The organism is Microbacterium sp. MMO-35 (genome assembly GCF_037147555.1).
Lineage (GTDB): Bacteria > Actinomycetota > Actinomycetes > Actinomycetales > Microbacteriaceae > Microbacterium.
In genome coordinates this window covers 1-20,611 of record NZ_JBBCVH010000016.1, presented here as the reverse complement: position 1 = coordinate 20,611, position 20,611 = coordinate 1, and the positions used below count along the sequence as shown (strand labels likewise).

Genomic DNA, 20,611 nt, shown 5'->3' with positions numbered 1-20,611 from the left:
GGGCCGCGGACTAGGCTGAGCGCATGACTGACGAGGCCGGACGCCCGCGCGCCGCACTCGTCGTCAACCCGGTGAAGGCCGACGCCCCGCGGCTGGTCGGGCTGCTGCGATCGCTGTCGGCCCAGGCCGGCTGGGACGAGCCCGTCATCATCGAGACCTCGGTCGAGGATCCGGGTCAGCGCGCGACCCGGACCGCACTCGACCGCGGGGTCGCGGCCGTGCTCGTGGCCGGCGGCGACGGCACCGTGCGCGCCGTCTCGGAGGCGATGTCGGGAACCGGGGTGCCCCTGGCGATCGTGCCCAGCGGCACCGGCAACCTGCTCGCCCGCAACCTGGGCCTTGCGCTGGACGCCCCCGCCGCGGCCATCGATGCCGTGTTCCACGGCGACCGGCATCCGGTCGACATCGGCTGGGCAGAGCTGACCCGGCAGGACGGAGACGTGCAGGAGCACGGGTTCGTCGTGCTCGCCGGCATCGGCCTCGACGCCCACATGATCGCGAACACCCGGCCAGGGCTGAAGAAGTCGGTGGGCTGGGTCGCCTACGTCGACGGCGCGGCGCGCTCCCTGCCCGGGGCGAAGCCCTTCCGCATCATGTACGCGGTCGAGGACCTCAAGCTGCACTCGGTCAAGGTGCACAGCATGCTCTTCGCCAACTGCGGCGCGCTGCCCGCGGGCATCGCGCTCATCCCGGACGCGTCGATCACCGACGGGGATCTCGACGTCGCGGTGATCCAGGCGCGGGGCCCGTTCGGCTGGATCGCGGTTTGGCGCACCGTGTGGTGGCAGAACTCCGTGCTGCGGCGCAGCAAGGCGGGCCGGCGGGTCATCGAGCTCACCGGGTCCGGCAACTCGATCCGCTACCTCCGCGGGCGCGATGCCGAGGCCGCGACCACCGATCCCGCGCCCGTCGAGCTGGATGGCGACGAGTTCGGGGAGGCCGTGCGGATCCGCTGCCGCATCGACCCGGGAGCGCTGCTGGTCGCGGTGCCCGCCGGGCACGTGATCAGCCCGGCCTGACCGGGCCGCCGCCCTGAAGGACGCGGGCGGTCAGCCCGCGACCGGCACCTCCCCGTCCAGGCCTCCGCCCTTGAGCGTCAGCGTGTAGGCGGACGGATCGGCCGGCGCCTTCACCTCGAGGACGGTGACGCGCGGGACGAAGTCCATCGTGCAGGCCTGCTTGGCATCGGAGGCGAAGGTCACGGTCGCGCCGGACGCCTCCTCGGCGAGATCGGACACGATCGGACGACAGGTCGACGAACCCCAGGTCAGCAGCAAGATCCCGGTCGACGAGAACCAGCCGGCACTGGGCTTGCCGTCGGCGACCGGGCTGAGCGTCCCGCCGCCGCTGAGCGGCACGAGCCCCTGGAACCCGGTCCCCCGGAACGACACCGTGACGTCCGCCTTGGGATCCACGGACTCGGGGACGGCGATGTAGGTTCCGCGCGCGGTGAAGTCAGCGGTGCAGACCGCTTTCGCATCCGGCTCCGCGAGGGTCACGGTGATGGCCTGTCCGTCGGCGGTGACGTCCTCCGCGACCGGCGTGCACGCGAGCGACGAGGACCCGAACGTGACCAGGCCGATGCCGCGGCCGCCGTCCAGCCACGCGGCCGCGGGGTCCGTGGACGGCTCCGGAGCCGACGTCGGCTCAGCGGTGGGGATCGGGCTGCCCACCGGCTCGAGCTGCGCACAGCCCGACAGTGCGATCGTCAGCGACGCGGCGAGCGCCGCGATGGTCAGGCCGGTGCGGATCCTCATGGCCACATGCTATCCAGGCGGACGTGTGCGGGCCATGCCCCTGCGTGCAACGGCTCGTGCACGGAGGCGATCGGCGACCGGCCCGCGGATCCGAGGGCTACTGCAGCGACGATGTGAGGCGGGCGAGGTTGTCCAGCACCGTGGAGCGCAGCGGCTGCTGCAGCCACTCCTCGAGGGTGAGCTCTCGGCTCAGCTCCCGGTAGCGATCCTCCACCGCGCGCACCTCCTGGACGAACTCCTCGCCGCGCACGAGCATCGAGATCTCCAGGTTGAGACCGAAGGAGCGCATGTCCATGTTGCTGGATCCGATGACCGCGACATCGTCGTCGATCGTCAGGCTCTTGGTGTGCAGGATGTACGGCTTGCGGTACATCCAGATCCGCACACCGGCCCGCAGCAGCGCCTCGTAGTAGCTGCGCTGCGCGTGGTAGACGACCGCCTGGTCGCCCTCCTCGGAGACGAACAGTTCGACCTGGAGGCCCCGGTCGCAGGCGGTGGACACCGCGAGCAGCAGCGCCTCGTCCGGTACGAAGTAGGGGCTGACGATCATGATCTTGCGCTTGGCGGCGTAGAGCAGCCCGAGGAACAGGCGCAGGTTGTTCTCGGCCTCGAATCCGGGACCGGACGGCACGATCTGGCAGTCCAGATCGCCGGAGCCGTTGTGCGTCGCGACGAAGTCGACCGACTCCGGCACGTCGTCGGTCTCGCTGTACCAGTCGGACAGGAACACGGCGTTCACGCTCGCGACGACCGGTCCGTCGACGCGCACCATGAGGTCGACCCAGTGCAGCCCGCGCTTGATGTTCTTGGGCAGGTTGTAGGTCGAGTCGGTGACGTTCTGCGACCCCAGGAAGGCGACCTCGCTGTCCACGACGAGGAGCTTGCGGTGATTGCGCAGGTCGGGTCGCTGAGTGCGTCCCTTGAGCGGCTGCACCGGCAGCATCAGATGCCAGTCGGCGCCCATCGCGTCCAGCCGGCGGATGGTCTGCTTGTAGCGCGGCTTCCACCGGTTGGCCCAGTGGTCCAGGAGCACGCGCACGGGAACCCCGCGGGCGGCCGTCTCCTCCATCGCGCGGAAGAAGTTGTCGGTCGCGGCATCCGACTGCAGGATGTAGAACTCCACGTGGACGTATTGCTGCGCGGTCCGGATCGCGTCGGCCATGGCGTCGAGCGAGGCCTGATAGTCGGAGATGAGATGCGCGCCGTTGTCGCCGGAGAGCGGCAGCGCGCCGAGGCGCTGGTTCATCCCGATGAGCGACCTCAGCCACTCGGGCGTACCGGGCCGAGGCGTGCCGAGATGCAGGTCCTTGGTGACCTCGGCGATGGTCTCGTTGATGAGCTCCTGCTTCTTGCGCCGCGCGCGAGGCAGCCGCGGGTTCCCGATCAGCAGGAACAGCAGCACGCCGATGTAGGGGATGAAGTAGATCGCGAGGAGCCAGGCGGTCGCGGCGGTGGGACGGCGGTTGCGGGGCACGACGATGATCGCGATCACGCGGATCGTGACGTCGACCGCGACACCGAAGGCGACGATCCACCAGGGCCACGCATCGGGCGTCATGCACGTACTCCTGAGCCGGGGTGCGCCGCCGATCGGCGACTTCGTCCCACAGTAGCGGCTGGGACGGACAACCCCGGGGAGGCGGATCGCTCCGCAGCGGACCGGACGCGCACGCCCTCCACGGGGTGCGGCCGCGGCGTCAGCGCGTCAGGAGGAGCGGGGAGGAAGGCCCCGTGCGGCGCGCTCCTCGGCCTCGATGCGCGCGTGGGTCTGCCGCTCGGTGCGGTCGAAGCGCAGGATCCCGCGCAGCACGAACCAGAACACGACGCAGACGACGATGGTGGGAATCACCGACCACGCGGCGGCCACCCAGAAATCGTCCATGCTTCGATCCTACCTGCGAGGGCTGGTGCGCCGGCTGGGAGCGGATCGCCCGCACGCCCTCCCCCGCGTCGCGGGAGCGGATCGCCGCACGCCGGGACCCTCCGGTCCGCACAATCGGGATCTTCGACGAGTTGCCCCCCGTTCCGTTCCTGGCGCGGAATCGGATCCTGCCGGGTGCCGATCCTGGATCCATGACAACGATCGTCCATGCCGCAGGCGCCCCCGAGCTGCTCGCCGCCATCCCCGTGCTCACCGGCTTCACCCCGCGCGACTCCGTGGTGCTGCTGCCCTTCCGCCGCTCGCGCACCGCGGGCGCACTCCGCTTCGACCTTCCGGATGCGGCGGACCCGACGCGGCCGTCGCCGGAGGAGTTCGCCTCGGCCGCGATGAGGCTCGTGCTCCGCGTCGCCGGGGCGGACGGTCTCGCGGTCGCGGTCTACGCCGACGCGGAGGATGCGGCGACCAGCGACGCACGGCCCGCGTCCGCCCTGGTCGAGGCGCTCCTCCGGCACGGGCAGGCGGCCGGACTGCACATCATCGAGGCGCTGCACGTCGGCGCCGAGTCCTGGTCGGACTACCGGGACCGGGAGGCTCCGCCGCATCCGCTGTCCGACCTGCCCGCTCCGCCGCTCGTGCCCGGGTTCGCCGGTCCCGCGCCGGACCAGTTCAGCGGCATGGAGCTCCTCCGACCCGGCCTGTTCGCGGCGGAGTACGTGGGACGCGCCCTGCTCGCCCTGGAACGCGTGCTGGGCCCCGCCGGACCGAACCGCAGCGCTCCGACCGGGGCCGTCCGCATCGACCCGCGCGCGCACGAGACCGCTCTCCTGCTCGACGACCTGCCGTCGTTCCTCGACGAGGTGCTCGACGCGCCCGAGACGGCGTCGCCGTTCGCGACCGCGGCGCTCGTGTGGGTGCTCAACCGTCCCATCCTGCGCGACGTCGCCCTCGTCCAGTGGGCGAGCAGCATCGATCAGGGCGACCGGGCACTGGCCGCGCAGCTCGACCACAGCGCGACCGGGAAAGAGGTGCCGGCCGATGTCGGGGGCATCCTGATCGGGCTCGGCCCGCGCCCCGACCCCGACCGGCTGGGCGTGGCGCTCGCGCTCCTGCGCCGCACGATCGCGCTCGCGCCGCGGCAGGCCCGAGGCGGGCCGCTCGCGGCCGCGGCCTGGCTCTCCTGGGCGCTCGGACGCTCGACGCACGCCGCGCGCTACCTGGACCAGGCGCAGGAGGCCGATCCCGACCTCAGCTTCGCGCGGCTGCTGCGCACCCTGGTGGAGTCCGGCATGCTGCCGGACTGGGCGTTCGGCGTCGCGGTTCCCTGACAGGCGGGGGCCGCGACGGATCGCGTCACCTCAGAGACGGGAAGGGGTCACTTCACGAGCGGGAACAGGATCGTCTCGCGGATCCCGAGTCCGGTGACCGCCATGAGCAGGCGGTCGATCCCCATGCCCATTCCGCCCGTGGGCGGCATGCCGTGCTCGAGGGCGCGCAGGAACTCCTCGTCCACGCGCATGGCCTCGAGGTCGCCGCCGGCCGCGAGCTTGGCCTGCTCGACGAAGCGCTCACGCTGGATGACCGGATCGATGAGCTCGGAGTATCCCGTAGCCAGCTCGAAGCCGCGCACGTACAGATCCCACTTCTCCACGACGCCCGGGATCGAGCGGTGCTCGCGCACCAGCGGGGAGGTGTCGACGGGGAAGTCCATGACGAAGGTCGGCCGCTCCAGCCCGCCCTTGACGTAGTGCTCCCAGAGCTCTTCGATGAGCTTGCCGTGGGTCGCATGCGGCGGCACCTCGACGCCGTTCGCCTCGGCGAACGCGACGAGCTCGGCGACCGGGTCGGACGGGGTGAACGTGCGCCCCGCCGCCTCGGAGAGGGAGTCGTACATCGAGATACGGTCCCACTGGCCGCCGAGGTCGTACTCGGTGCCGTCCGCCCAGGTGACCAGGGTGGATCCGGCCACCGCGATCGCGGCGTTCTGGATCAGCTCCTGGGTGAGGTCGGCGATGCCGTTGTAGTCGGAGTAGGCCTGGTAGGCCTCGAGCATCGCGAACTCGGGGCTGTGGGTGGAGTCGGCGCCCTCGTTGCGGAAGTTGCGGTTGATCTCGTACACCCGCTCGATGCCGCCGACGACGGCGCGCTTCAGGTACAGCTCCGGTGCGATGCGCAGATAGAGCTCGGTGTCGAAGGCGTTCGAGTGCGTGATGAACGGGCGCGCGGAGGCACCGCCGTGCTGCACCTGCAGCATCGGGGTCTCCACCTCGAGGAAGCCGTGGTCCGTGAACGTCTGGCGCAGGCTCGCGTTGACCGCCGCACGGGCGCGCACGGTGCTGCGGGCCTGATCGCGCAGGATGAGGTCGAGGAAGCGGCTGCGCACGCGGCCCTCCTCGCTGAGCTCGCCGTAGGCGTTGGGGAGCGGCAGGATCGCCTTCGACGCGATCGCCCAGTCGTCGGCCATGATCGACAGCTCGCCGCGGCGGCTCGAGATCACCTCGCCGTGCACGAACACGTGGTCGCCGAGGTCGACGAGCTCCTTCCAGCGCGCGAGCGACTCCTCCCCCACGTTGGCGAGCGAGATCATCGCCTGGATCCGGGATCCGTCGCCGGCCTGCAGCGAGGCGAAGCAGAGCTTGCCCGTGTTGCGGCTGAACACCACGCGCCCGGCCACGCCGACGAGCACGCCCGTCTCGGCGCCCGGCTCGAGCTCGCCGTACTCGGCGCGCAGCTGGGGGATCGTGTGCGTGACCGGCACGGCCACGGGGAACGCACCCCCGGCGGCATCCGCGCGGTCGGCGATCAGCCGCTCGCGCTTGGCCAGACGCACCGCCCGCTGCTCGAAGGTGTCCTCCGCGGCGCCTGCCGCGGGGTCGCTGCTATCGGGGGTCGGCGCCGGCGCGTCAGTCATGGGTGGGGCTCCTCGGAAGTCGGCGTCAAGTCTACCGGCGCCCGCCTCGGGTCCCGCTGCGCGCCGGCCGCGCGACCGACTCCCTCCCGCCGCGCGACCGCCTCGCGGCCGGCTCCCTCCCGCCCCGCGCCCGCCGCGCGACCGGCTCCCTTCCGCCCCGCGCCCACCGCGCGACCGGCTCCCTCCCGCCCTGCGACCGCCGCGAGACCGAAACCGCATCGCGAGACCCAGGGAAAGTCGCTCGGTCTCGCGACGCAGGTTCGGTCTCGCGGTCAGGAGAGGCCGGTCGACGCCTCGCGCAGGGCCCGGTCGAAGGTCGACGAGACGAGCGCAGAGAGGTAGCCGCCGGGATTCTCCACGCCGATGCCGCGCAGGATGCCCGTCGCCTGACCCACGATGGAGCGCGCGAACTCGGACGCCGTGGCGATCGCCTCGGCGTACGCCGGCCGGTCCGCCTCATCGATCACCACGGGCTCGCAGCCCAGTTCGACGGCGAGCGCCTGCGCGATCGGCAGCACCATCGCGGGCGCGGTCACCGCCGCATACGACGCGTTCAGCTGTCGCAGGTCGAGCGTCGTTCCGGTGAACGAGATGGCCGGATGCACGGCGAGCGGAATGGCCCCGCTGCGCACCGCGGGTTCCAGGACGTCCGTGCCGAAGGCGGGATCCGTGTGCAGCACGAGCTGCCCCGGCTGCCAGGCGCCGACCTCGGCGAGACCCGCGACCAGACCGGGCAGCTGGTCGTGCGGCACCGCGAGCACCACGAGCTGCGCCGCGGCGACGACCTCGGGAGCCGCCATCACCGCGACCCCGGGGAGCACGGCGGCCGCGCGGTCGGGATCGGATCCCGCCGTGATGCCGATGACGGCGTGGCCGACGCCGGCGAGCGCGGCGCCGATCACCGGTCCCACGTGGCCCGCCCCGATGATGCCGATGGTGAGGCGCCCCGCGCGGGTCATGACGTGCTCTCCGCCGTGCCGCCGAGTGCGTCCGGCAGGCCGTGCCCGTCGGTCGGCGGGACCGCGGGGTGCGCGCCGGGGACCGGCGCCAGGGGGCTCGGGGAGGGTGCGCCGGTAGCAGGGTCCGCGCCGGACAGGGGGACCGCAGGGATCGCGCCGGGAACCAGGACCCCGGGAACCGCGCCGGGGACCGCCTCGCGCTCCTCCGCCCAGCGGTGCGCGCGGTCTTCGGCGGCGGCCCTCGCGGCCGAAGTCGACAGGGTGTTCAGCATGCCGAGCAGCACCTCGGCGTCGAGACCGGACACACCGCCGCGCACCGGGCCGAGGGCGGAGTGCGCCTGAGCCTTCGCGACGCGCTGGACGCGATCGATCGGCCCCTGGTGCAGGGAGAATCCCTGCAGACGCGCGAGGGGGAAGACGGCCAGCTGGCGCCAGATCCGCCCCCGTCGCAGCAGCAGGGCGAAGTCGGTGAGCGCCGCACCGTGCCGGCGCCAGGACAGCGGCCGACGCCACCACGCCCGCGGCGGGATCGTGGCGTACGGGTCGCCGGCGACGGGGCCGAGCACGCCCTGCTCCCAGATCAGCGGCAGCACGTCGGCGGGCACGTCGGGAAGGATCAGCCCCAGCACCCGCTCGACATCGGCGCGGACGCCGACCGGCAGCACGATGTTGAACTGCTGCGCCTGGCTGGACTGCTGCTGGGAGGCGGTCTTGCCGCTCATCCGGTTGATCCGCACCGACCACCAGCCGAACGGGCGCCACAGCAGGGGCTGCATCACCTCGACAGCGAAGATCCGTCCCGGCGGGATCGTCTCGGTCACCGTCGTGAACAGGCCGAACGTGATCCGCACACCGTCGGGGGTCGGCGCGATGGAGTAGCGCAGCGCTCGCGCGATCCTGCTCCAGGTGACCGCGATGGCCGCGAGCAGCAGGGGGATGCCCATCGCGAGCGCGATGCCCGCGGCGATCGCTCCACCCGCCGGACCGACCTCGGACAGCACCGCCGGGAGCGTGCCGATCATGGCGCACACGAAGATCGCTCCGAACAGGGCCAGCCAGACCAGGCCGGAGAGGATGTGCGATCCCACGAGACGCCCGGCGGGGATCCGCAGCACATGCTCCGGCGCGATGTCGTCGAGGTCGACGCCCGCGATGAGCCCCGTGACCCCGGCGTCCATCGAGGCGGCGAGCTGGGCGCGCATCGTGCGGGCCGCGGCGGGGTCGGCGGCGCCCCGCGTCGCCTCGCGTGCGTGACGCGCTCCCGAGGCGAGGCGGAGGATGTCGGCGCGCACCGACTCCGCCTTCGCCGTCGACAGGTACTCCAGGGGCACGTTCGCGTCGTTGCCGGCGCCGTCGACCTCGAGCTTCGCGAGCCCGATCAGGCGTGCGGGGAACGGCCGGGTCAGGTTCACGCCCTGCACGCGATCGAGCGGGGCACGCCGATGCGAGCGGAAGATCACGCCCTTGCGCACCTCGACGTGCGCGTCGGTGATGCGGAACTGGTGGAAGCGCCACATCAGCCAGAACAGCGCCACCAGCAGCACGGCGAGCCCGACGACCCCCAGCAGCACCACGATCACGAGGTTGTTGTCGACCACCCAGTCGACGGGATCCCCGCCGAACGCGGGGACGTGCGCGGGGGTGACCAGCGAGATGAACCACTCCAGGATCCGCTCCCGCAGGTTCGCGATCAGATACCCGAGCACGATCACCAGCACCAGCCCGCCCTTCATGAGCGGGGTGAGCGGATGCATCCGATGCCACTCGCCGTCGGCGAGCGTCGTCACGGCAGGACGCGCCTGCCCCGGGGCCTGCGGGGGGATCGGCGGTGCGCCGAACGGCCCCTGCGGTTGCTGCGGCGTGCTCACAGGCCCGTCCGGCGCATCTCGGCGACGTCGATGAGCGTGTCGCGCAGGGCCTCCGCGGCGTCCTCCGTCATCCCGGGGATCTCCACGCCGGTGGTCGCCGCGGCGGTGACGAGCTTGAGCTTGGCGATCCCGAACGCCCGGTCGACCGGGCCCCGGGTGATGTCCACGAGCTGCATCCGGCCGTAGGGAACCGCGATCATCCGCTGCCAGAGGATCCCGCGCCGGAACACGATGTCGTCGGCGCGCAGCATGTACCCGATGGCCCTGGCCTGCCGCGGCAGGATCACGAGCTCGACCACGACCCAGACCGCGATCACACCGGCGACCGTCCAGGCCCACGGCCACGGCTGAGCGAGAAGGGTCGTCGCCGCATACGCGCCGACCGCGATCACGACGAGCAGGATCAGCCGCAGCAGCACTTCGGCGATCACGTACTTGGGCGAGATCTGGTGCCAGGATCCGTCGAGCGCCAGCGCTCCGCGACCCGTCGGAGTGCGCAGCGCCGGATAGGTCCCTTCATCGAGCGCGGGCGCCGAGGCGGGTGCGGAGTGCCCAGCGGGAGCGTTGCTCGCGGACCGGGCGCGCGCCTGCGCCCTGGTCGGCGGCGCGACGGGATCAGTGCCCGGGGTCTGCGGAGGCTCGGGAATCGTCATCGTCGTCCTCCAGGCGCGGCCCGTTCTGGCCGTCGGGGTCGGGGGGCCCATCTCCGGGCAGCAGGCAGAAGCTCTCGGCGATCACCGCGGCGACCGTGAGCACGAGCGCCGCGAGAGCGGTCGCGATGATCGAGCCTAGCGGCGGCGCGATCGGTCGGGAGAGCAGATAGGCGCCGAGCCCGATGCCGAATCCGGTGATGACCGCGCCCACCAGGCTCGACGCACGGGCCAGCATCGCGATCCGCACGGCGCGGAAGGGGTCGACCCTGGCTCGCGCGGCGGTGCGGGTGCTGCGCCGGATCGGCCAGGCGAGGGCGAGCACGGCGGCCGCCAGCAGCACGAGGAAGATCGGCAGCACGATCGACGGCGTGAACGTCGCCCGACCCGCCGTCGTCAGCGCGTGGTCGACGAGGAATCCCGTCGCTGCGCCGGCGAGCGCCAGCACGAGCAGCAGCACCGGAGAGATGCGCCTCATGCGCCGTCCTCGAGTCCGGCCAGCAGATCGGCTACCGGGCCGCGGCCCGGCAGCACCGCATCCGGATCCACCTCGAGCCACGGCTCCAGCACGAAGGCGCGCTCGAAGGCACGCGGATGCGGCAGGAGCAGGTGGGGATCATCGCTGCGCATGTCGCCGTACGCGATGAGGTCGAGGTCGAGGGTGCGGTCGCCCCAGCGCTCGGCCCGGACGCGCCCGTGCTCCTCCTCGATCGCGTGCAGCATGCCGAGCAGCACCTGCGGCGCGAGACGGGTGGTGACGATGGCGACGGCATTGGCGAACTCCGGGGCATCCGGATCCGGGCCGTCCGGACGCAGCGCGACCGTCGTGAAGGTCCGCGAGACGCGCACCTCGTCGACGAGGGGCAGCCGGCGGATCGCGCGCACGGCATCGTCGATCGTGGCCGAGGTGTCTCCGAGGTTCGAGCCGAGCGCGACGACCGCCTCGACCGGCTCGTCCTCCGGACGAGGATCGAGAGCGGGCAGCCGTCGCCCGCGCGGAACGGGCGGGATCGGGCGGCTCGGGGGCGTCATGCCGCCCCCGTCACAGGCCGCTGCTCGTGTCCGTGCTGCACCCGCTGCACGGTGATCGACACGTCCCCGAACGTCAGCGGGATCGGCGCCTGCGGCTTGTGCACGGTGACCTCGACGATCTTCACGCGCTTGTCCTCCAGCACGGCGTCGGCGATCCGCACCGCGAGGGTCTCCAGCAGGTTGACCGGCTCTCCGGCGACGATCGCCGCGACGCGCTCCGCGAGCTCGCCGTAGTGCACGGTGTCCGCCACGTCGTCGCTCGCGGCAGCGGCGCGCAGCGCGAGGTGCAGCCGCAGATCCACCACGAAGTCCTGGCCGTTCTCGCGCTCGTGCTCGTAGACGCCGTGCCGGCCGAACACGGTCAGTCCGGTGAGCGTGATGCCGTCGAGGAGTTCCATGCCCCCAGCCTACGGCGGAGGCCGCGTCAACGCCGCTGTCCACAACCGCGGCCGTTGTGCAGGGACCCCCGGCGTTCTGCAGGGTCACCGCCCGCAGGGTCACGTCCCGTCGCCCCATCAGCCGCGGAATTCCGGCCCACCAGTCGGCGGCGGGCGCCCGACACCCTGCACAACGGCTCGGCCTCCCTGCACAACGGCCCGCAACCCGGCGAGACCGGCGTCCGGCGCCCGTCCGGCGCGGCGCGGCGTCGGGCGGCGCGGCGCGGCCGCGGCGCGGCGCGCCCTCAGCCGTCCCAGGCGCCGAGCACGGCGAGGGCGTCGCGCGTCGCGGCGACGTCGTGCACCCGCACGGCCCACACCCCCGCCCGTGCGGCGAGCGCGCTCGTCACGGCGGTCGCCAGGTCCTTGCGCGCCTCGTCGGCATCGGCGCCGAGGGCGTCGGCGAGGAAGCGCTTGCGCGACGTTCCCACGAGCACGCGCGGCCCGAGGGCAACGACGTCGGAGAGCTCGCGCAGCAGGTCCCAGTTCTGCCCGGCCGTCTTGGCGAAGCCGACACCGGGATCCACGATGATCCGCGACGGGGCGATCCCCGCAGCGGCCGCGGCGGCCACGCGCTCGCGCAGCTCGCCGGCCACCTCGCGTCCGACGCGCCCGTACTCCGCACGGGCGTACATGTCCGAGGACGGCCCGCGCCAGTGCCCGAGCGCGATGTCGGCGCCCGATTCGGCGACCGCGGCGAGCATCTCCGGATCCGCGAGGCCGCCCGACACGTCGTTCACGATCCGCGCCCCGGCCTGCACGGCCGCGAGCGCCGTGGATGCGTTGAGGGTGTCGACGCTCACCGGGATGCCCTCCGCGGCGAGACGCTCGATGACCGGCAGCACGCGGCGCTGCTCCTCGGCGACGGACACCCGCTCGGCTCCGGGCCGGGTCGACTCCCCGCCGATGTCGAGCACGTCGGCGCCCTGCGCGCGCAGCAGCAGTCCGTGCGCGACGGCGCTCTCCGCGTCGGCGTACCGCCCGCCGTCGCTGAACGAATCGGGCGTGGCGTTGACGATCCCCCAGACCGCGGTCACGCCGCGGTCCCCGACCCCGTCGAGGGGCCCGCGCCGATCAGCGCGATGAGCTCGGCGCGCGCGACTGGATCCGCATAGGCGCCGCGCGCCGCGATGGTCAGCGTCGACGCCTCGGTCTGCCGCGCGCCGCGCATGGTCACGCAGCCGTGCACCGCGTCCATGACCACGAGCACCCCCCGCGCGTCGAGGTGCGCGGCGATCGCGTCGGCGACCTGTTCTCCGAGCCGCTCCTGCACCTGCGGGCGGGACGCGAGGATCTCCACGACCTTCACCAGGGCGCCGAGCCCGACGACCTGCTCCCCCGGCAGGTACGCGATGTGCGCGTGCCCCGCGAACGGCAGCAGATGGTGCTCGCACACCGAGCGGAACCGGATCCCCCGCAGCAGCACGGCGCCGGAGGGCAGCGTGTCCGGCGCGGGGCCGTGCGAGACGCTGATCGTGTGCGCGAGCGGGGCTCCAGGGTCCTCGCCGACGCCGGCGAAGAACTCCGCATAGAGGTCGGCCATCCGCTGCGGCGTCTGCTTCAGGCCCGGGCGCTCCGGATCCTCGCCGATCGCGAGCAGGAGTTCACGGGTGAGTGCGGCGACGCGCTCCCGGTCGACGGTCATCGCTCAGGCCGTCGCGGGGCGCGGCTTCCCGCCGCCCGCGGCCGGCTTGCGCGCCGGGGCGGCCGGAGCCGCCTCGTTGGCCGCGACACCGGTCTCGACGCCGCGCTGCGGCATCTCGATCGGGGGCAGCAGCGAGACCGGGCGGTCTTCGCTCGACAGCCACTGCGGGCGCTCCGGGAGCTTGCGCACCTCGGTGAAGATGTCCGCGATCTGGTTGTGGTCCAGTGTCTCCTTCTCGAGCAGCTCGCGGGCGAGCCGGTCGAGGATGTCGCGGTTGGCGCTGAGCACCTCGTACGCCTCGTTGTGCGCCTGCTCGATGAGCGCGCGCACCTGCGTGTCGACCCGCTCGGCGATGGTCTCGGAGTACTCGCGGCCCCGGCCCATGTCACGGCCGGCGAAGGGCTCCCCGCCCTCCGAGCCGAGCTTGACCGGGCCGAGCTGGGTGGTCATGCCGTATTCGAGCACCATCTTGCGGGCGATCGAGGTCGCCTTCTCGATGTCGTTCGAGGCGCCGGTGGTGGGGTCGTGGAACACGATCTCCTCGGCGACGCGACCGCCCATCGCGTAGGTCAGCTGGTCCTGAAGCTCGTTGCGGGTGACTGAGTACTTGTCGTCCAGCGGCAGCACCATCGTGTAGCCGAGAGCCTTGCCACGCGGCAGGATCGTGATCTTGGTGACCGGGTCGGTGTAGTTCATCGCCGCCGCCGCGAGCGCGTGACCGCCCTCGTGGTACGCCGTGATGAGCTTCTCCTTGTCCTTCATCACGCGGGTGCGGCGCTGCGGTCCGGCGATGACGCGGTCGATCGCCTCGTCGAGGGCCCGGTTGTCGATGAGCTGCGCGTTGGAGCGCGCGGTCAGCAGAGCCGCCTCGTTGAGCACGTTGGCCAGGTCCGCGCCGGTGAAACCGGGAGTCTTGCGGGCGACGACCTCGAGGTCGACGCCGTTGGCGAGCGGCTTGCCCTTCGCGTGCACCTCGAGGATGTGCTGGCGGCCCTTGAGGTCGGGGGCGTCCACGCCGATCTGCCGGTCGAACCGGCCCGGGCGGAGGAGCGCGGGGTCGAGGATGTCGGGACGGTTGGTCGCCGCGATCACGATGACGTTCGCGTTCGGGTCGAAGCCGTCCATCTCGACGAGCATCTGGTTGAGCGTCTGCTCGCGCTCGTCGTTGCCGCCGCCGAGGCCCGCACCGCGGTGCCGGCCGACGGCGTCGATCTCGTCGATGAAGATGATCGCGGGGGCGTTCTCCTTCGCCTGCGTGAACAGGTCGCGCACGCGCGAGGCGCCCACGCCGACGAACATCTCGACGAAGTCGGATCCGGAGATCGAGTAGAACGGGGCGCCCGCCTCGCCGGCGACCGCACGGGCGAGCAGGGTCTTGCCGGTTCCGGGAGGGCCGTACAGCAGCACGCCCTTCGGGATCCGCGCGCCGATCGCCTGGAACTTGCCCGGGTCCTGCAGGAACTCCTTGATCTCGTGGAGCTCCTCGATGGCCTCGTCGGCGCCCGCGACGTCGGCGAAGGTGACCGTCGGGTTCTCCTTGCTGACGAGCTTCGCGCGCGACTTGCCGAACTGCATGATCTTGCTGTTGCCGCCCTGGGCGCTCGACAGCAGCCACCAGAAGAGCAGGCCGAGCAGGAGCACGGGGATGAGGAACGAGAGGATCGTGTCGAACCAGCTGGCCCGGGGCACGGTGTCGTTGAACCCGTCCTTGGGGGCGGCGGAATCGATCGCCGTGACCACGTCGGCGGCGCGCGCCTGGACGTAGTAGAACTGCACGTTCTCGGATCCCTTGTAGGGCTTGGAGAGCGTCATGTCCACGCGCTGGTCGCCGTCGGTGTTGACCACCTTGGTGACGGTGCCGCCCTTGAGCAGGTCGAGACCCTCCTGGGTCGAGACCTGCGCGGTGGATCCGAGGTTGGTGATCAGCATGAACCCGCCGATCAGAAGCAGACCGATCAGCCCCACGTAGAGGAGCGGATTGCGCGTGATCTTCTTGACATCCATGATCCGATCAGCGTAGCGCGACCGGCCTTGGCCCCTCCTGGGGATTCGCCCACGGCGTACCGGGAACCCGGGGTCCGCGGCGGGATCCGCTCCGGACGCCGCCGCTCCGCGCCGCGCGGCGCCCGGTCAGGCGTACACGTGCGGGGCCAGCACCGCGACGTCGCGCAGGTTGCGGTAGCGCTCCGCGTAGTCCAGCCCGTAGCCGACGACGAACTCCGTCGGGATGTCGAAGCCGACGTACTTGCAGTCGATCTGGACCTTGGCGGCCTCGGGCTTGCGCAGCAGCGCCAGCACCTCGATCGACTCGGCGCCGCGGGAGGCGAAGTTCTCCAGCAGCCAGCTCAGCGTGAGGCCGGAGTCGATGATGTCCTCGACGATGAGCACGTGCTTGCCGTGCAGATCGGTGTCGAGATCCTTGCGGATCTGCACGACGCCGCTCGACTTCGTGCTCGCGCCGTAGCTGGACACGGCCATCCAGTCCATCGGCGCCGAGAACGGCAGCGCCCGCGCGAAATCGGCCATGACCATGACCGCGCCCTTGAGCACGCCGATCAGCAGCAGATCCTTGCCCGCGTAGTCCTCGGCGACCCTCGCGGCGAGCTCGTCGAGCTTGGCGCGGATCTCCTCCTCGGTGACGAGGATCTCGGTCAGGTCGTCGGGCATGTCCGCAGCGCGCATGGATCGATTTTACGCGACCGGATCCGTTCTCCCGCGGCAACCTCCGGAGCGCTACTGTGAGCGATGAGGCGGGGTGGCGCTTGGGGGAACCGAGCCTCCGCCGCGGACGGAAGGAGTCCCATGGACATCGACGAGATCCTCAAGCAGGTTCCGATCGGCGACATCGCACAGAAGCTCGGCGTCAGCGAGGACGTCGCCCGGCAGGCGGTGCAGGAAGGCGGCGCCGCCCTGATCGGCGGCCTCGCCAAGAACGCCGAGACCCCCGAGGGATCCGCGGCGATCGAGGCGGCCCTCGCCAAGCACGACGGGTTCTCCGGTGCGTCGTCGCTCGACGACGTCGACGAGGCGGACGGCGAGAAGATCGTGTCGCACGTGTTCGGCGGCAACGCCGATCAGGTCGCGCAGACGCTGACGAACGACCAGAAGACGGCCGGCATCGACTTCGGCAAGCTGCTGCCGATCCTCGCGCCGATCGTCATGGGCCTCATCGCCAACGGCCAGAAGGGCTCCACGGGCGGAGGCGGAGGCCTCGGCGACATCCTCGGCGGCCTGCTCGGTGGCGGCCAGCAGCAGGGCCAGGCGGCCGGCACCGGCGGCGGCGGCCTCGGCGACATCCTGGGCGGCCTCGGCGGCCTGCTCGGCGGCGGCGGATCCGGCTCGAGCGGTGGCGGCGGCATCGACATCGGCGGCCTGATCGGCGGACTGCTCGGCGGCAAGAAGTAACGAGGCCGGCGCACGTCGGTCCGGGAACGCGGCTCCTTCGGGGGCCGCGTTCCTGCTGTCCCGGGGAGGATCCGGCCGTGGGCCCGGATCCTCCCCGGGGCTCAGCTCAGGCCGGGCGACTCCCGCCCGCCGGTCAGCGGGCCGCGAAGACGATCCTGCCGCCGACGCGTGCGGCCGTGCAGCCCGGAAGGTCGATGGGGCCCTGCCCCGACCAGTCGGTGACGAGCCGCGCCACCTCGACGGTCTGGGTGCGGGTGAGGCCGACGCCGAACTCGCTCTGCACCACGAGTCGGATGATGCGGTTGCGCAGGGCCGCCGGATTCGCGGACAGCGCCGGGGCGCTCACCGAGATGCCGGCCTCGGCATGCTCGACGATGTCCTCGATCGTCTCGTGGATCATCTCGTCGAACGCCTCCGCGTCCTCGCGCAGCTGCTCCGCCGTGCGGGCGAGCGCCTCGGCGACGCCCGGACCGAGCTCGGCCTCGAGCACGGGCAGCACCCGTTCGCGCACCCGCACGCGCGCATAGCGGGGATCGACGTTGTGCGGATCGTCCCACGGCACGAGCCCTTCGGCGGCGCAGGCGGCCCGGGTCGTCTCGCGGCGCACCGCCAGCAGCGGGCGGATCCAGGTCGTGCCGTCGTCGTCGGTGCGCACCGGCGCCATGCCCTGCAGACTGCCGGACCCGGATCCACGGGCGAGCCCCAGCAGCACCGTCTCGGCCTGGTCGTCGAGCGTGTGCCCCAGCAGCACCGGCGCCCCCTCGGCCCGGGCGACCTCGCGCAGTGCGGAGTAGCGCGCGGCACGGGCATCGGCCTCGGGGCCCTCCCCCGTGGCGACCACATCGACGCGTCGCACCCGGGCCCCGATGCCGAGCGTCGCCGCAGCGGCCGCGGCATCGGCGGCGATCCGGGCGGAGTCCTCCTGCAGGCCGTGGTCCACGGTGACGCTGAGCACGGCGATCCCTGCGGCGCGCGCCTCGAACGCGGTCGCCGCGGCGAGGGCGAGGGAGTCGGCGCCCCCGGAGAGCGCGACCACGACGGAGGACGGCGGCACGGGCAGGGCGCCGAGCGCGGTGCGCACGGCTCGGCGGATCTCGGCGACGGCGGGGTTCAGTGACGGCACCTTCCCACGGTAGCCACGCGAAGGGGATTTGCGCGAAGTAGGCTGGTGCGCGGCATCCAACCGTCTTTTCTGAGGAGCACACGCATGGGCGCACACGACGCCGTCATCGAGATCCCGCGCGGCAGCCGCGTGAAGTACGAGGTCGACCACGAGACCGGACGAGTGCACCTCGACCGCGTGCTCTACACGACCTTCGGCTACCCCGCCGACTACGGCTACTTCGACAACACCCTCGGCGAGGACGGCGATCCGCTGGACGTGCTGGTGCTGCTCGACCAGGCGATCTTCCCCGGCGTCGTCGTGAACGTGCGCCCGGTCGCCGTGCTCAAGATGAGCGACGAGGCCGGCGGCGACGACAAGCTCGTGGCCGTGCTGAGCAAGGACCCGCGCTGGTCGCACATCCAGGACGTCGACGACCTGGCCGAATACACGAAGAAGGAGATCGCGCACTTCTTCGAGCACTACAAGGACCTCGAGCCCAACAAGTGGGTCAAGGTCGACGCATGGGGCGATGCCGCCGAGGCGCAGCGCATCCTCGACGAGGCGATCGAGCGCTTCAAGAACGACGGCCACTGAGCCGTCGGCCGCGCACCGCGGCCGTCATGCAGAAGACCCCCGGTCCGCTTCCGCGGCCGGGGGTCTTCTGCATGAGGATCCGGCGGATCAGCCCATGTACACGCCGCGGTTCTCCATGAAGTTGATCGGGTTGATCGGGTAGTCGTCCTGGTAGACCTCGAAGTGCAGGTGGCACCCGAAGGATCCGCCGGTGTTGCCCGCGTAGGCGATCACCTGGCCGGCATTGACCCACTGACCGGGAGAGACGTTGAACCCGCCGTACTCGATGTGACCGTAGCCGGTGCCGATGCCCGTGCCGTCGTTGTTCTCGATGCGGATGTAGTTGCCGTAGCCGCCGTAGTACCACGCCATCGTCACGGTGCCGGAGTGGGCCGCGTAGATCGGCGAACCGCAGCTGCCGTCGGCGAGGTCGACGCCCTCATGGAAGCTGGACGAGCATCCCCAGGCATCGCAGTCGGGCACGCGCGGGCCGTAGCCGGACGACTGGTAGCCGCCGAACGGGCGCACCCATCCGCCGCTGCCGGTCCAGGATCCGCCGCCGGAGTCGCCACCGCCACCGCCACCGCCGCCACCGCCGTTGTTCGCGGCCTGGCGTGCGGCCTCGGCCGCGGCCTGACGCTGCGCCTCCGCCGCCGCCTCCGCAGCGGCGCGTGCGGCCTCGCCCGCCTGGTAGCCGGCGACCGTCTTGGCCGTGGTGTCCTGCAGCGCGGCCAGCTGGGCCTGCAGCACGCCGAGGTGGGTCTGCTGATCCGCGAGCGCCGCTGCGGCCGCGGCCGCAGCGGTCTGCGCGGCGGCCAGCTTGTCCTGGGCGACCTTGTTCAAACGGTCGCGTTCGGTGCGCGCCGCCGTGGCCTGGTCGGTCAGCGACTGTGCGGTGTTCTTCGCCTCGAGCGCCTTGTCGTAGATGGCCTGGGTGCCGGAGAGCACGCGGTCCATCTGCCCCAGACGCTGCAGCAGCTCGTCCTTGTTGGCCGTGGAGGCCGAGAAGAACAACTGCAGTGCGGTGGTGTCGCCGCCGTCGCGGGAGAGCTGCGCCGCGATCTGACCCGCCTTGCTCGCCGCGTCGTCGGCGGCCTTCTTCTGCGAGTCCGCCTGCGCCTGCAGGTCGTCGGTGCGGCGCGCCTGTGCGTTCGCCGCCTGCTGGGCGGCGAACGCCTCGGTGCCGGCGGCTTCCGCGGCGGCCTTCGTCGTCGCGACGTTCTGGGTGAGAGAGGCGATGAGCCCCTGGATGCGCGTCACCTCGTTCGCGGCCGCGTCCTCGTTCGCCTTGGCCGCCTGGACGTCATCCCAACTGGGGTAGTCGTCGGCGTACGCCGCAGGGGCGCCGAGGAAGAGGCCGAGGATCAGCGCGCCGACGGTGGCGATGCTCAGAGCGATCCCGCCCCGTCGCGCACGAGGCACGGCACCGGGGCGCGGAACGACGGACGTCCGGCCCGGGTCACGGCGGACGTCTCTGCTGTTCGGATGGTTCACGCGGCTCCCTTTCGCCGGTTTCACTCATGTCACACTAGCAACATCGGCCCCGCACGCAACACTGCGGATCCGGCTCGGGATCGGGAATTCTTCGGATCTTCGCGTGCTGGTCATGTCCCCGGGTTCGGAACGGGACCACCCTTCATCCTCTCCCTGGACACGCCCGGGATCCAGCGGGACGCGCCCTCGATTGGCGTTTTGCCGCACAAACCCCTTATGCTTGAGCGTCGGCAAGGGAACCCCAGAGGTTCGCCTCCGGCCCCATCGTTTAGTGGCCTAGGACGCCGCCCTTTCACGGCGGTAGCACGGGTTCGAATCCCGTTGGGGTCACTCTTTCCGATACAATTTCATAGTTCTGGCCCTGTAGCGCAGTTGGTTAGCGTGCCGCCCTGTCACGGCGGAGGTCGCGGGTTCAAGTCCCGTCAGGGTCGCTCCAAGCGACGGGCCTTTCTTCGGAAAGGCCTTTCGTCTAGGACGCAGGTCAGAAGCTTCCACCTTCCGTCCTGTGCGGCTCTGTAGCTCAGTTGGTAGAGCGTTCGACTGAAAATCGAAAGGTCACCGGATCGATGCCGGTCGGAGCCACTGAAACCCCCGCGTAGCTTCTACATCGCGGGGGTTTCGCTTTTCCCAGGTCATATGGGGATTCTAGTCGCTCAGGTCGCGCGTCCATCTGCGTCCTTAGTCCGAGCCGCGGTCTCCCCCGGTGAGGCCGGATTGGTGCCCCAGGCCTCCATTAGACAAATATCTGAGAGTTTGCTGAGCGCTCGTGACGCCCCGGCTGGCGAACTCGACGCGCCGTGATCGGGTCTGCTGTCATCCCCTCGACCGATTCGGCGGCCCGTAGTAGAAGAGTGATGTACCGGGCGGGTGTCATCCCGAGTTCGTTGCGGATGCGG

General features: G+C 71.6%; 21 protein-coding genes and 3 tRNA genes. 7 read left to right on the top strand and 17 right to left on the bottom strand.

What is annotated here, in order from left to right:
* The first annotated feature begins 23 nt into the window (after positions 1 to 23).
* Positions 24 to 1,019: a diacylglycerol/lipid kinase family protein gene (locus tag WFJ01_RS18610; protein WP_295034155.1), complete on the top strand. Its 996-nt coding sequence runs from the start codon at positions 24 to 26 to the stop codon at positions 1,017 to 1,019.
* Between the two features lie 30 nt (positions 1,020 to 1,049).
* On the opposite strand, the gene WFJ01_RS18605 is transcribed toward WFJ01_RS18610, so the two are convergent.
* The 3 genes from WFJ01_RS18605 to WFJ01_RS18595 form a co-directional block, all read right to left on the bottom strand.
* Positions 1,050 to 1,757, bottom strand: coding sequence for a hypothetical protein (locus tag WFJ01_RS18605; protein WP_336629971.1), 708 nt, complete (start codon positions 1,755 to 1,757; stop codon positions 1,050 to 1,052).
* Between the two features lie 97 nt (positions 1,758 to 1,854).
* Entirely contained in the window at positions 1,855 to 3,315 is a 1,461-nt protein-coding gene (gene cls / locus WFJ01_RS18600) for a cardiolipin synthase (protein WP_336629970.1), read from the bottom strand.
* A 147-nt stretch (positions 3,316 to 3,462) separates the two neighbouring features.
* Complete coding sequence (locus WFJ01_RS18595; RefSeq protein WP_251439226.1) at positions 3,463 to 3,639, bottom strand: hypothetical protein; 177 nt, start codon at positions 3,637 to 3,639, stop codon at positions 3,463 to 3,465.
* 191 nt (positions 3,640 to 3,830) lie between these two features.
* Here WFJ01_RS18595 and WFJ01_RS18590 point away from each other — a divergent pair, with 191 nt between their 5' ends.
* Complete coding sequence (locus WFJ01_RS18590; protein WP_336629969.1) at positions 3,831 to 4,964, top strand: DUF4192 family protein; 1,134 nt, start codon at positions 3,831 to 3,833, stop codon at positions 4,962 to 4,964.
* A 47-nt stretch (positions 4,965 to 5,011) separates the two neighbouring features.
* On the opposite strand, the gene lysS is transcribed toward WFJ01_RS18590, so the two are convergent.
* The 11 genes from lysS to hpt form a co-directional block, all read right to left on the bottom strand.
* Positions 5,012 to 6,547 carry a lysine--tRNA ligase gene (gene lysS, locus WFJ01_RS18585; RefSeq protein ID WP_336629968.1) on the bottom strand — a complete coding sequence of 512 codons (1,536 nt, stop codon included), beginning with the start codon at positions 6,545 to 6,547 and terminating at the stop codon, positions 5,012 to 5,014.
* A gap of 272 nt (positions 6,548 to 6,819) precedes the next feature.
* Positions 6,820 to 7,506 carry a DUF2520 domain-containing protein gene (locus WFJ01_RS18580; protein ID WP_336629967.1) on the bottom strand — a complete coding sequence of 229 codons (687 nt, stop codon included), beginning with the start codon at positions 7,504 to 7,506 and terminating at the stop codon, positions 6,820 to 6,822.
* The gene (locus tag WFJ01_RS18575) at positions 7,503 to 9,374 is read right to left on the bottom strand and encodes a PH domain-containing protein (protein ID WP_336629966.1); all 1,872 of its coding nucleotides are present in this window, start codon (positions 9,372 to 9,374) and stop codon (positions 7,503 to 7,505) included. The genes WFJ01_RS18580 and WFJ01_RS18575 overlap by 4 nt, the downstream gene beginning before the upstream one ends.
* The gene (locus tag WFJ01_RS18570) at positions 9,371 to 9,874 is read right to left on the bottom strand and encodes a PH domain-containing protein (RefSeq protein WP_442928072.1); all 504 of its coding nucleotides are present in this window, start codon (positions 9,872 to 9,874) and stop codon (positions 9,371 to 9,373) included. Before WFJ01_RS18570 ends, WFJ01_RS18575 begins: the two co-directional genes overlap by 4 nt.
* Positions 9,875 to 9,989: 115 nt before the next feature.
* The gene (locus tag WFJ01_RS18565) at positions 9,990 to 10,502 is read right to left on the bottom strand and encodes a DUF3180 domain-containing protein (protein WP_336629964.1); all 513 of its coding nucleotides are present in this window, start codon (positions 10,500 to 10,502) and stop codon (positions 9,990 to 9,992) included.
* Positions 10,499 to 11,056, bottom strand: a complete 558-nt coding sequence (gene folK / locus WFJ01_RS18560; RefSeq protein ID WP_292886644.1) for a 2-amino-4-hydroxy-6-hydroxymethyldihydropteridine diphosphokinase — start codon at positions 11,054 to 11,056, stop codon at positions 10,499 to 10,501. Before folK ends, WFJ01_RS18565 begins: the two co-directional genes overlap by 4 nt.
* Positions 11,053 to 11,454 carry a dihydroneopterin aldolase gene (gene folB, locus WFJ01_RS18555; RefSeq protein WP_336629963.1) on the bottom strand — a complete coding sequence of 134 codons (402 nt, stop codon included), beginning with the start codon at positions 11,452 to 11,454 and terminating at the stop codon, positions 11,053 to 11,055. Before folB ends, folK begins: the two co-directional genes overlap by 4 nt.
* 284 nt (positions 11,455 to 11,738) lie before the next feature.
* Entirely contained in the window at positions 11,739 to 12,530 is a 792-nt protein-coding gene (folP, locus tag WFJ01_RS18550; protein WP_336629962.1) for a dihydropteroate synthase, read from the bottom strand.
* Positions 12,527 to 13,138 (bottom strand): GTP cyclohydrolase I, encoded by a 612-nt coding sequence (gene folE, locus WFJ01_RS18545; protein ID WP_251439244.1) that lies wholly within the window; start codon positions 13,136 to 13,138, stop codon positions 12,527 to 12,529. Before folE ends, folP begins: the two co-directional genes overlap by 4 nt.
* Before the next feature lie 3 nt (positions 13,139 to 13,141).
* Positions 13,142 to 15,142: an ATP-dependent zinc metalloprotease FtsH gene (gene ftsH / locus WFJ01_RS18540; RefSeq protein WP_251439246.1), complete on the bottom strand. Its 2,001-nt coding sequence runs from the start codon at positions 15,140 to 15,142 to the stop codon at positions 13,142 to 13,144.
* A gap of 126 nt (positions 15,143 to 15,268) precedes the next feature.
* Complete coding sequence (hpt, locus tag WFJ01_RS18535) at positions 15,269 to 15,820, bottom strand: hypoxanthine phosphoribosyltransferase (protein WP_251439247.1); 552 nt, start codon at positions 15,818 to 15,820, stop codon at positions 15,269 to 15,271.
* Positions 15,821 to 15,940: 120 nt separating this feature from the next.
* On the opposite strand from hpt, the gene WFJ01_RS18530 reads away from it, so the two are divergent.
* The gene (locus WFJ01_RS18530) at positions 15,941 to 16,543 is read left to right on the top strand and encodes a DUF937 domain-containing protein (protein WP_336629961.1); all 603 of its coding nucleotides are present in this window, start codon (positions 15,941 to 15,943) and stop codon (positions 16,541 to 16,543) included.
* 133 nt (positions 16,544 to 16,676) lie between these two features.
* Here WFJ01_RS18530 and tilS read toward each other — a convergent pair whose 3' ends face one another.
* The gene (gene tilS, locus WFJ01_RS18525; protein WP_336629960.1) at positions 16,677 to 17,666 is read right to left on the bottom strand and encodes a tRNA lysidine(34) synthetase TilS; all 990 of its coding nucleotides are present in this window, start codon (positions 17,664 to 17,666) and stop codon (positions 16,677 to 16,679) included.
* 84 nt (positions 17,667 to 17,750) lie between these two features.
* On the opposite strand from tilS, the gene ppa reads away from it, so the two are divergent.
* Positions 17,751 to 18,242 carry an inorganic diphosphatase gene (gene ppa / locus WFJ01_RS18520; protein WP_045248825.1) on the top strand — a complete coding sequence of 164 codons (492 nt, stop codon included), beginning with the start codon at positions 17,751 to 17,753 and terminating at the stop codon, positions 18,240 to 18,242.
* A gap of 87 nt (positions 18,243 to 18,329) precedes the next feature.
* Here ppa and WFJ01_RS18515 read toward each other — a convergent pair whose 3' ends face one another.
* The gene (locus WFJ01_RS18515; protein ID WP_292886663.1) at positions 18,330 to 19,715 is read right to left on the bottom strand and encodes a M23 family metallopeptidase; all 1,386 of its coding nucleotides are present in this window, start codon (positions 19,713 to 19,715) and stop codon (positions 18,330 to 18,332) included.
* A gap of 257 nt (positions 19,716 to 19,972) precedes the next feature.
* Here WFJ01_RS18515 and WFJ01_RS18510 point away from each other — a divergent pair.
* The 3 genes from WFJ01_RS18510 to WFJ01_RS18500 all read left to right on the top strand — a co-directional run bounded on the left by WFJ01_RS18510 (position 19,973) and on the right by WFJ01_RS18500 (position 20,297).
* Positions 19,973 to 20,045, top strand: a tRNA-Glu gene (locus WFJ01_RS18510).
* 27 nt (positions 20,046 to 20,072) lie between these two features.
* Positions 20,073 to 20,146 (top strand) — tRNA-Asp (locus WFJ01_RS18505).
* A 78-nt stretch (positions 20,147 to 20,224) separates the two neighbouring features.
* Positions 20,225 to 20,297: transfer RNA gene (locus WFJ01_RS18500), tRNA-Phe, on the top strand.
* 151 nt (positions 20,298 to 20,448) lie between these two features.
* Here WFJ01_RS18500 and WFJ01_RS19105 read toward each other — a convergent pair.
* Entirely contained in the window at positions 20,449 to 20,607 is a 159-nt protein-coding gene (locus tag WFJ01_RS19105) for a DUF3263 domain-containing protein (protein WP_442928071.1), read from the bottom strand.
* Positions 20,608 to 20,611 lie beyond the last annotated feature (4 nt).

Bases quoted from the DNA above. Each gene is read 5' to 3' on its own strand.
- WFJ01_RS18610 (WP_295034155.1), top strand. From the start codon at position 24: ATGACTGACGAGGCCGGACGCCCGCGCGCCGCACTCGTCGTCAACCCG.
- WFJ01_RS18605 (WP_336629971.1), bottom strand. From the start codon at position 1,757: ATGAGGATCCGCACCGGCCTGACCATCGCGGCGCTCGCCGCGTCGCTG.
- cls (WP_336629970.1), bottom strand. From the start codon at position 3,315: ATGACGCCCGATGCGTGGCCCTGGTGGATCGTCGCCTTCGGTGTCGCG.
- WFJ01_RS18595 (WP_251439226.1), bottom strand. From the start codon at position 3,639: ATGGACGATTTCTGGGTGGCCGCCGCGTGGTCGGTGATTCCCACCATC.
- WFJ01_RS18590 (WP_336629969.1), top strand. From the start codon at position 3,831: ATGACAACGATCGTCCATGCCGCAGGCGCCCCCGAGCTGCTCGCCGCC.
- lysS (WP_336629968.1), bottom strand. From the start codon at position 6,547: ATGACTGACGCGCCGGCGCCGACCCCCGATAGCAGCGACCCCGCGGCA.
- WFJ01_RS18580 (WP_336629967.1), bottom strand. From the start codon at position 7,506: ATGACCCGCGCGGGGCGCCTCACCATCGGCATCATCGGGGCGGGCCAC.
- WFJ01_RS18565 (WP_336629964.1), bottom strand. From the start codon at position 10,502: ATGAGGCGCATCTCTCCGGTGCTGCTGCTCGTGCTGGCGCTCGCCGGC.
- folK (WP_292886644.1), bottom strand. From the start codon at position 11,056: ATGACGCCCCCGAGCCGCCCGATCCCGCCCGTTCCGCGCGGGCGACGG.
- folB (WP_336629963.1), bottom strand. From the start codon at position 11,454: ATGGAACTCCTCGACGGCATCACGCTCACCGGACTGACCGTGTTCGGC.
- folE (WP_251439244.1), bottom strand. From the start codon at position 13,138: ATGACCGTCGACCGGGAGCGCGTCGCCGCACTCACCCGTGAACTCCTG.
- ftsH (WP_251439246.1), bottom strand. From the start codon at position 15,142: ATGGATGTCAAGAAGATCACGCGCAATCCGCTCCTCTACGTGGGGCTG.
- hpt (WP_251439247.1), bottom strand. From the start codon at position 15,820: ATGCGCGCTGCGGACATGCCCGACGACCTGACCGAGATCCTCGTCACC.
- WFJ01_RS18530 (WP_336629961.1), top strand. From the start codon at position 15,941: ATGGACATCGACGAGATCCTCAAGCAGGTTCCGATCGGCGACATCGCA.
- ppa (WP_045248825.1), top strand. From the start codon at position 17,751: ATGGGCGCACACGACGCCGTCATCGAGATCCCGCGCGGCAGCCGCGTG.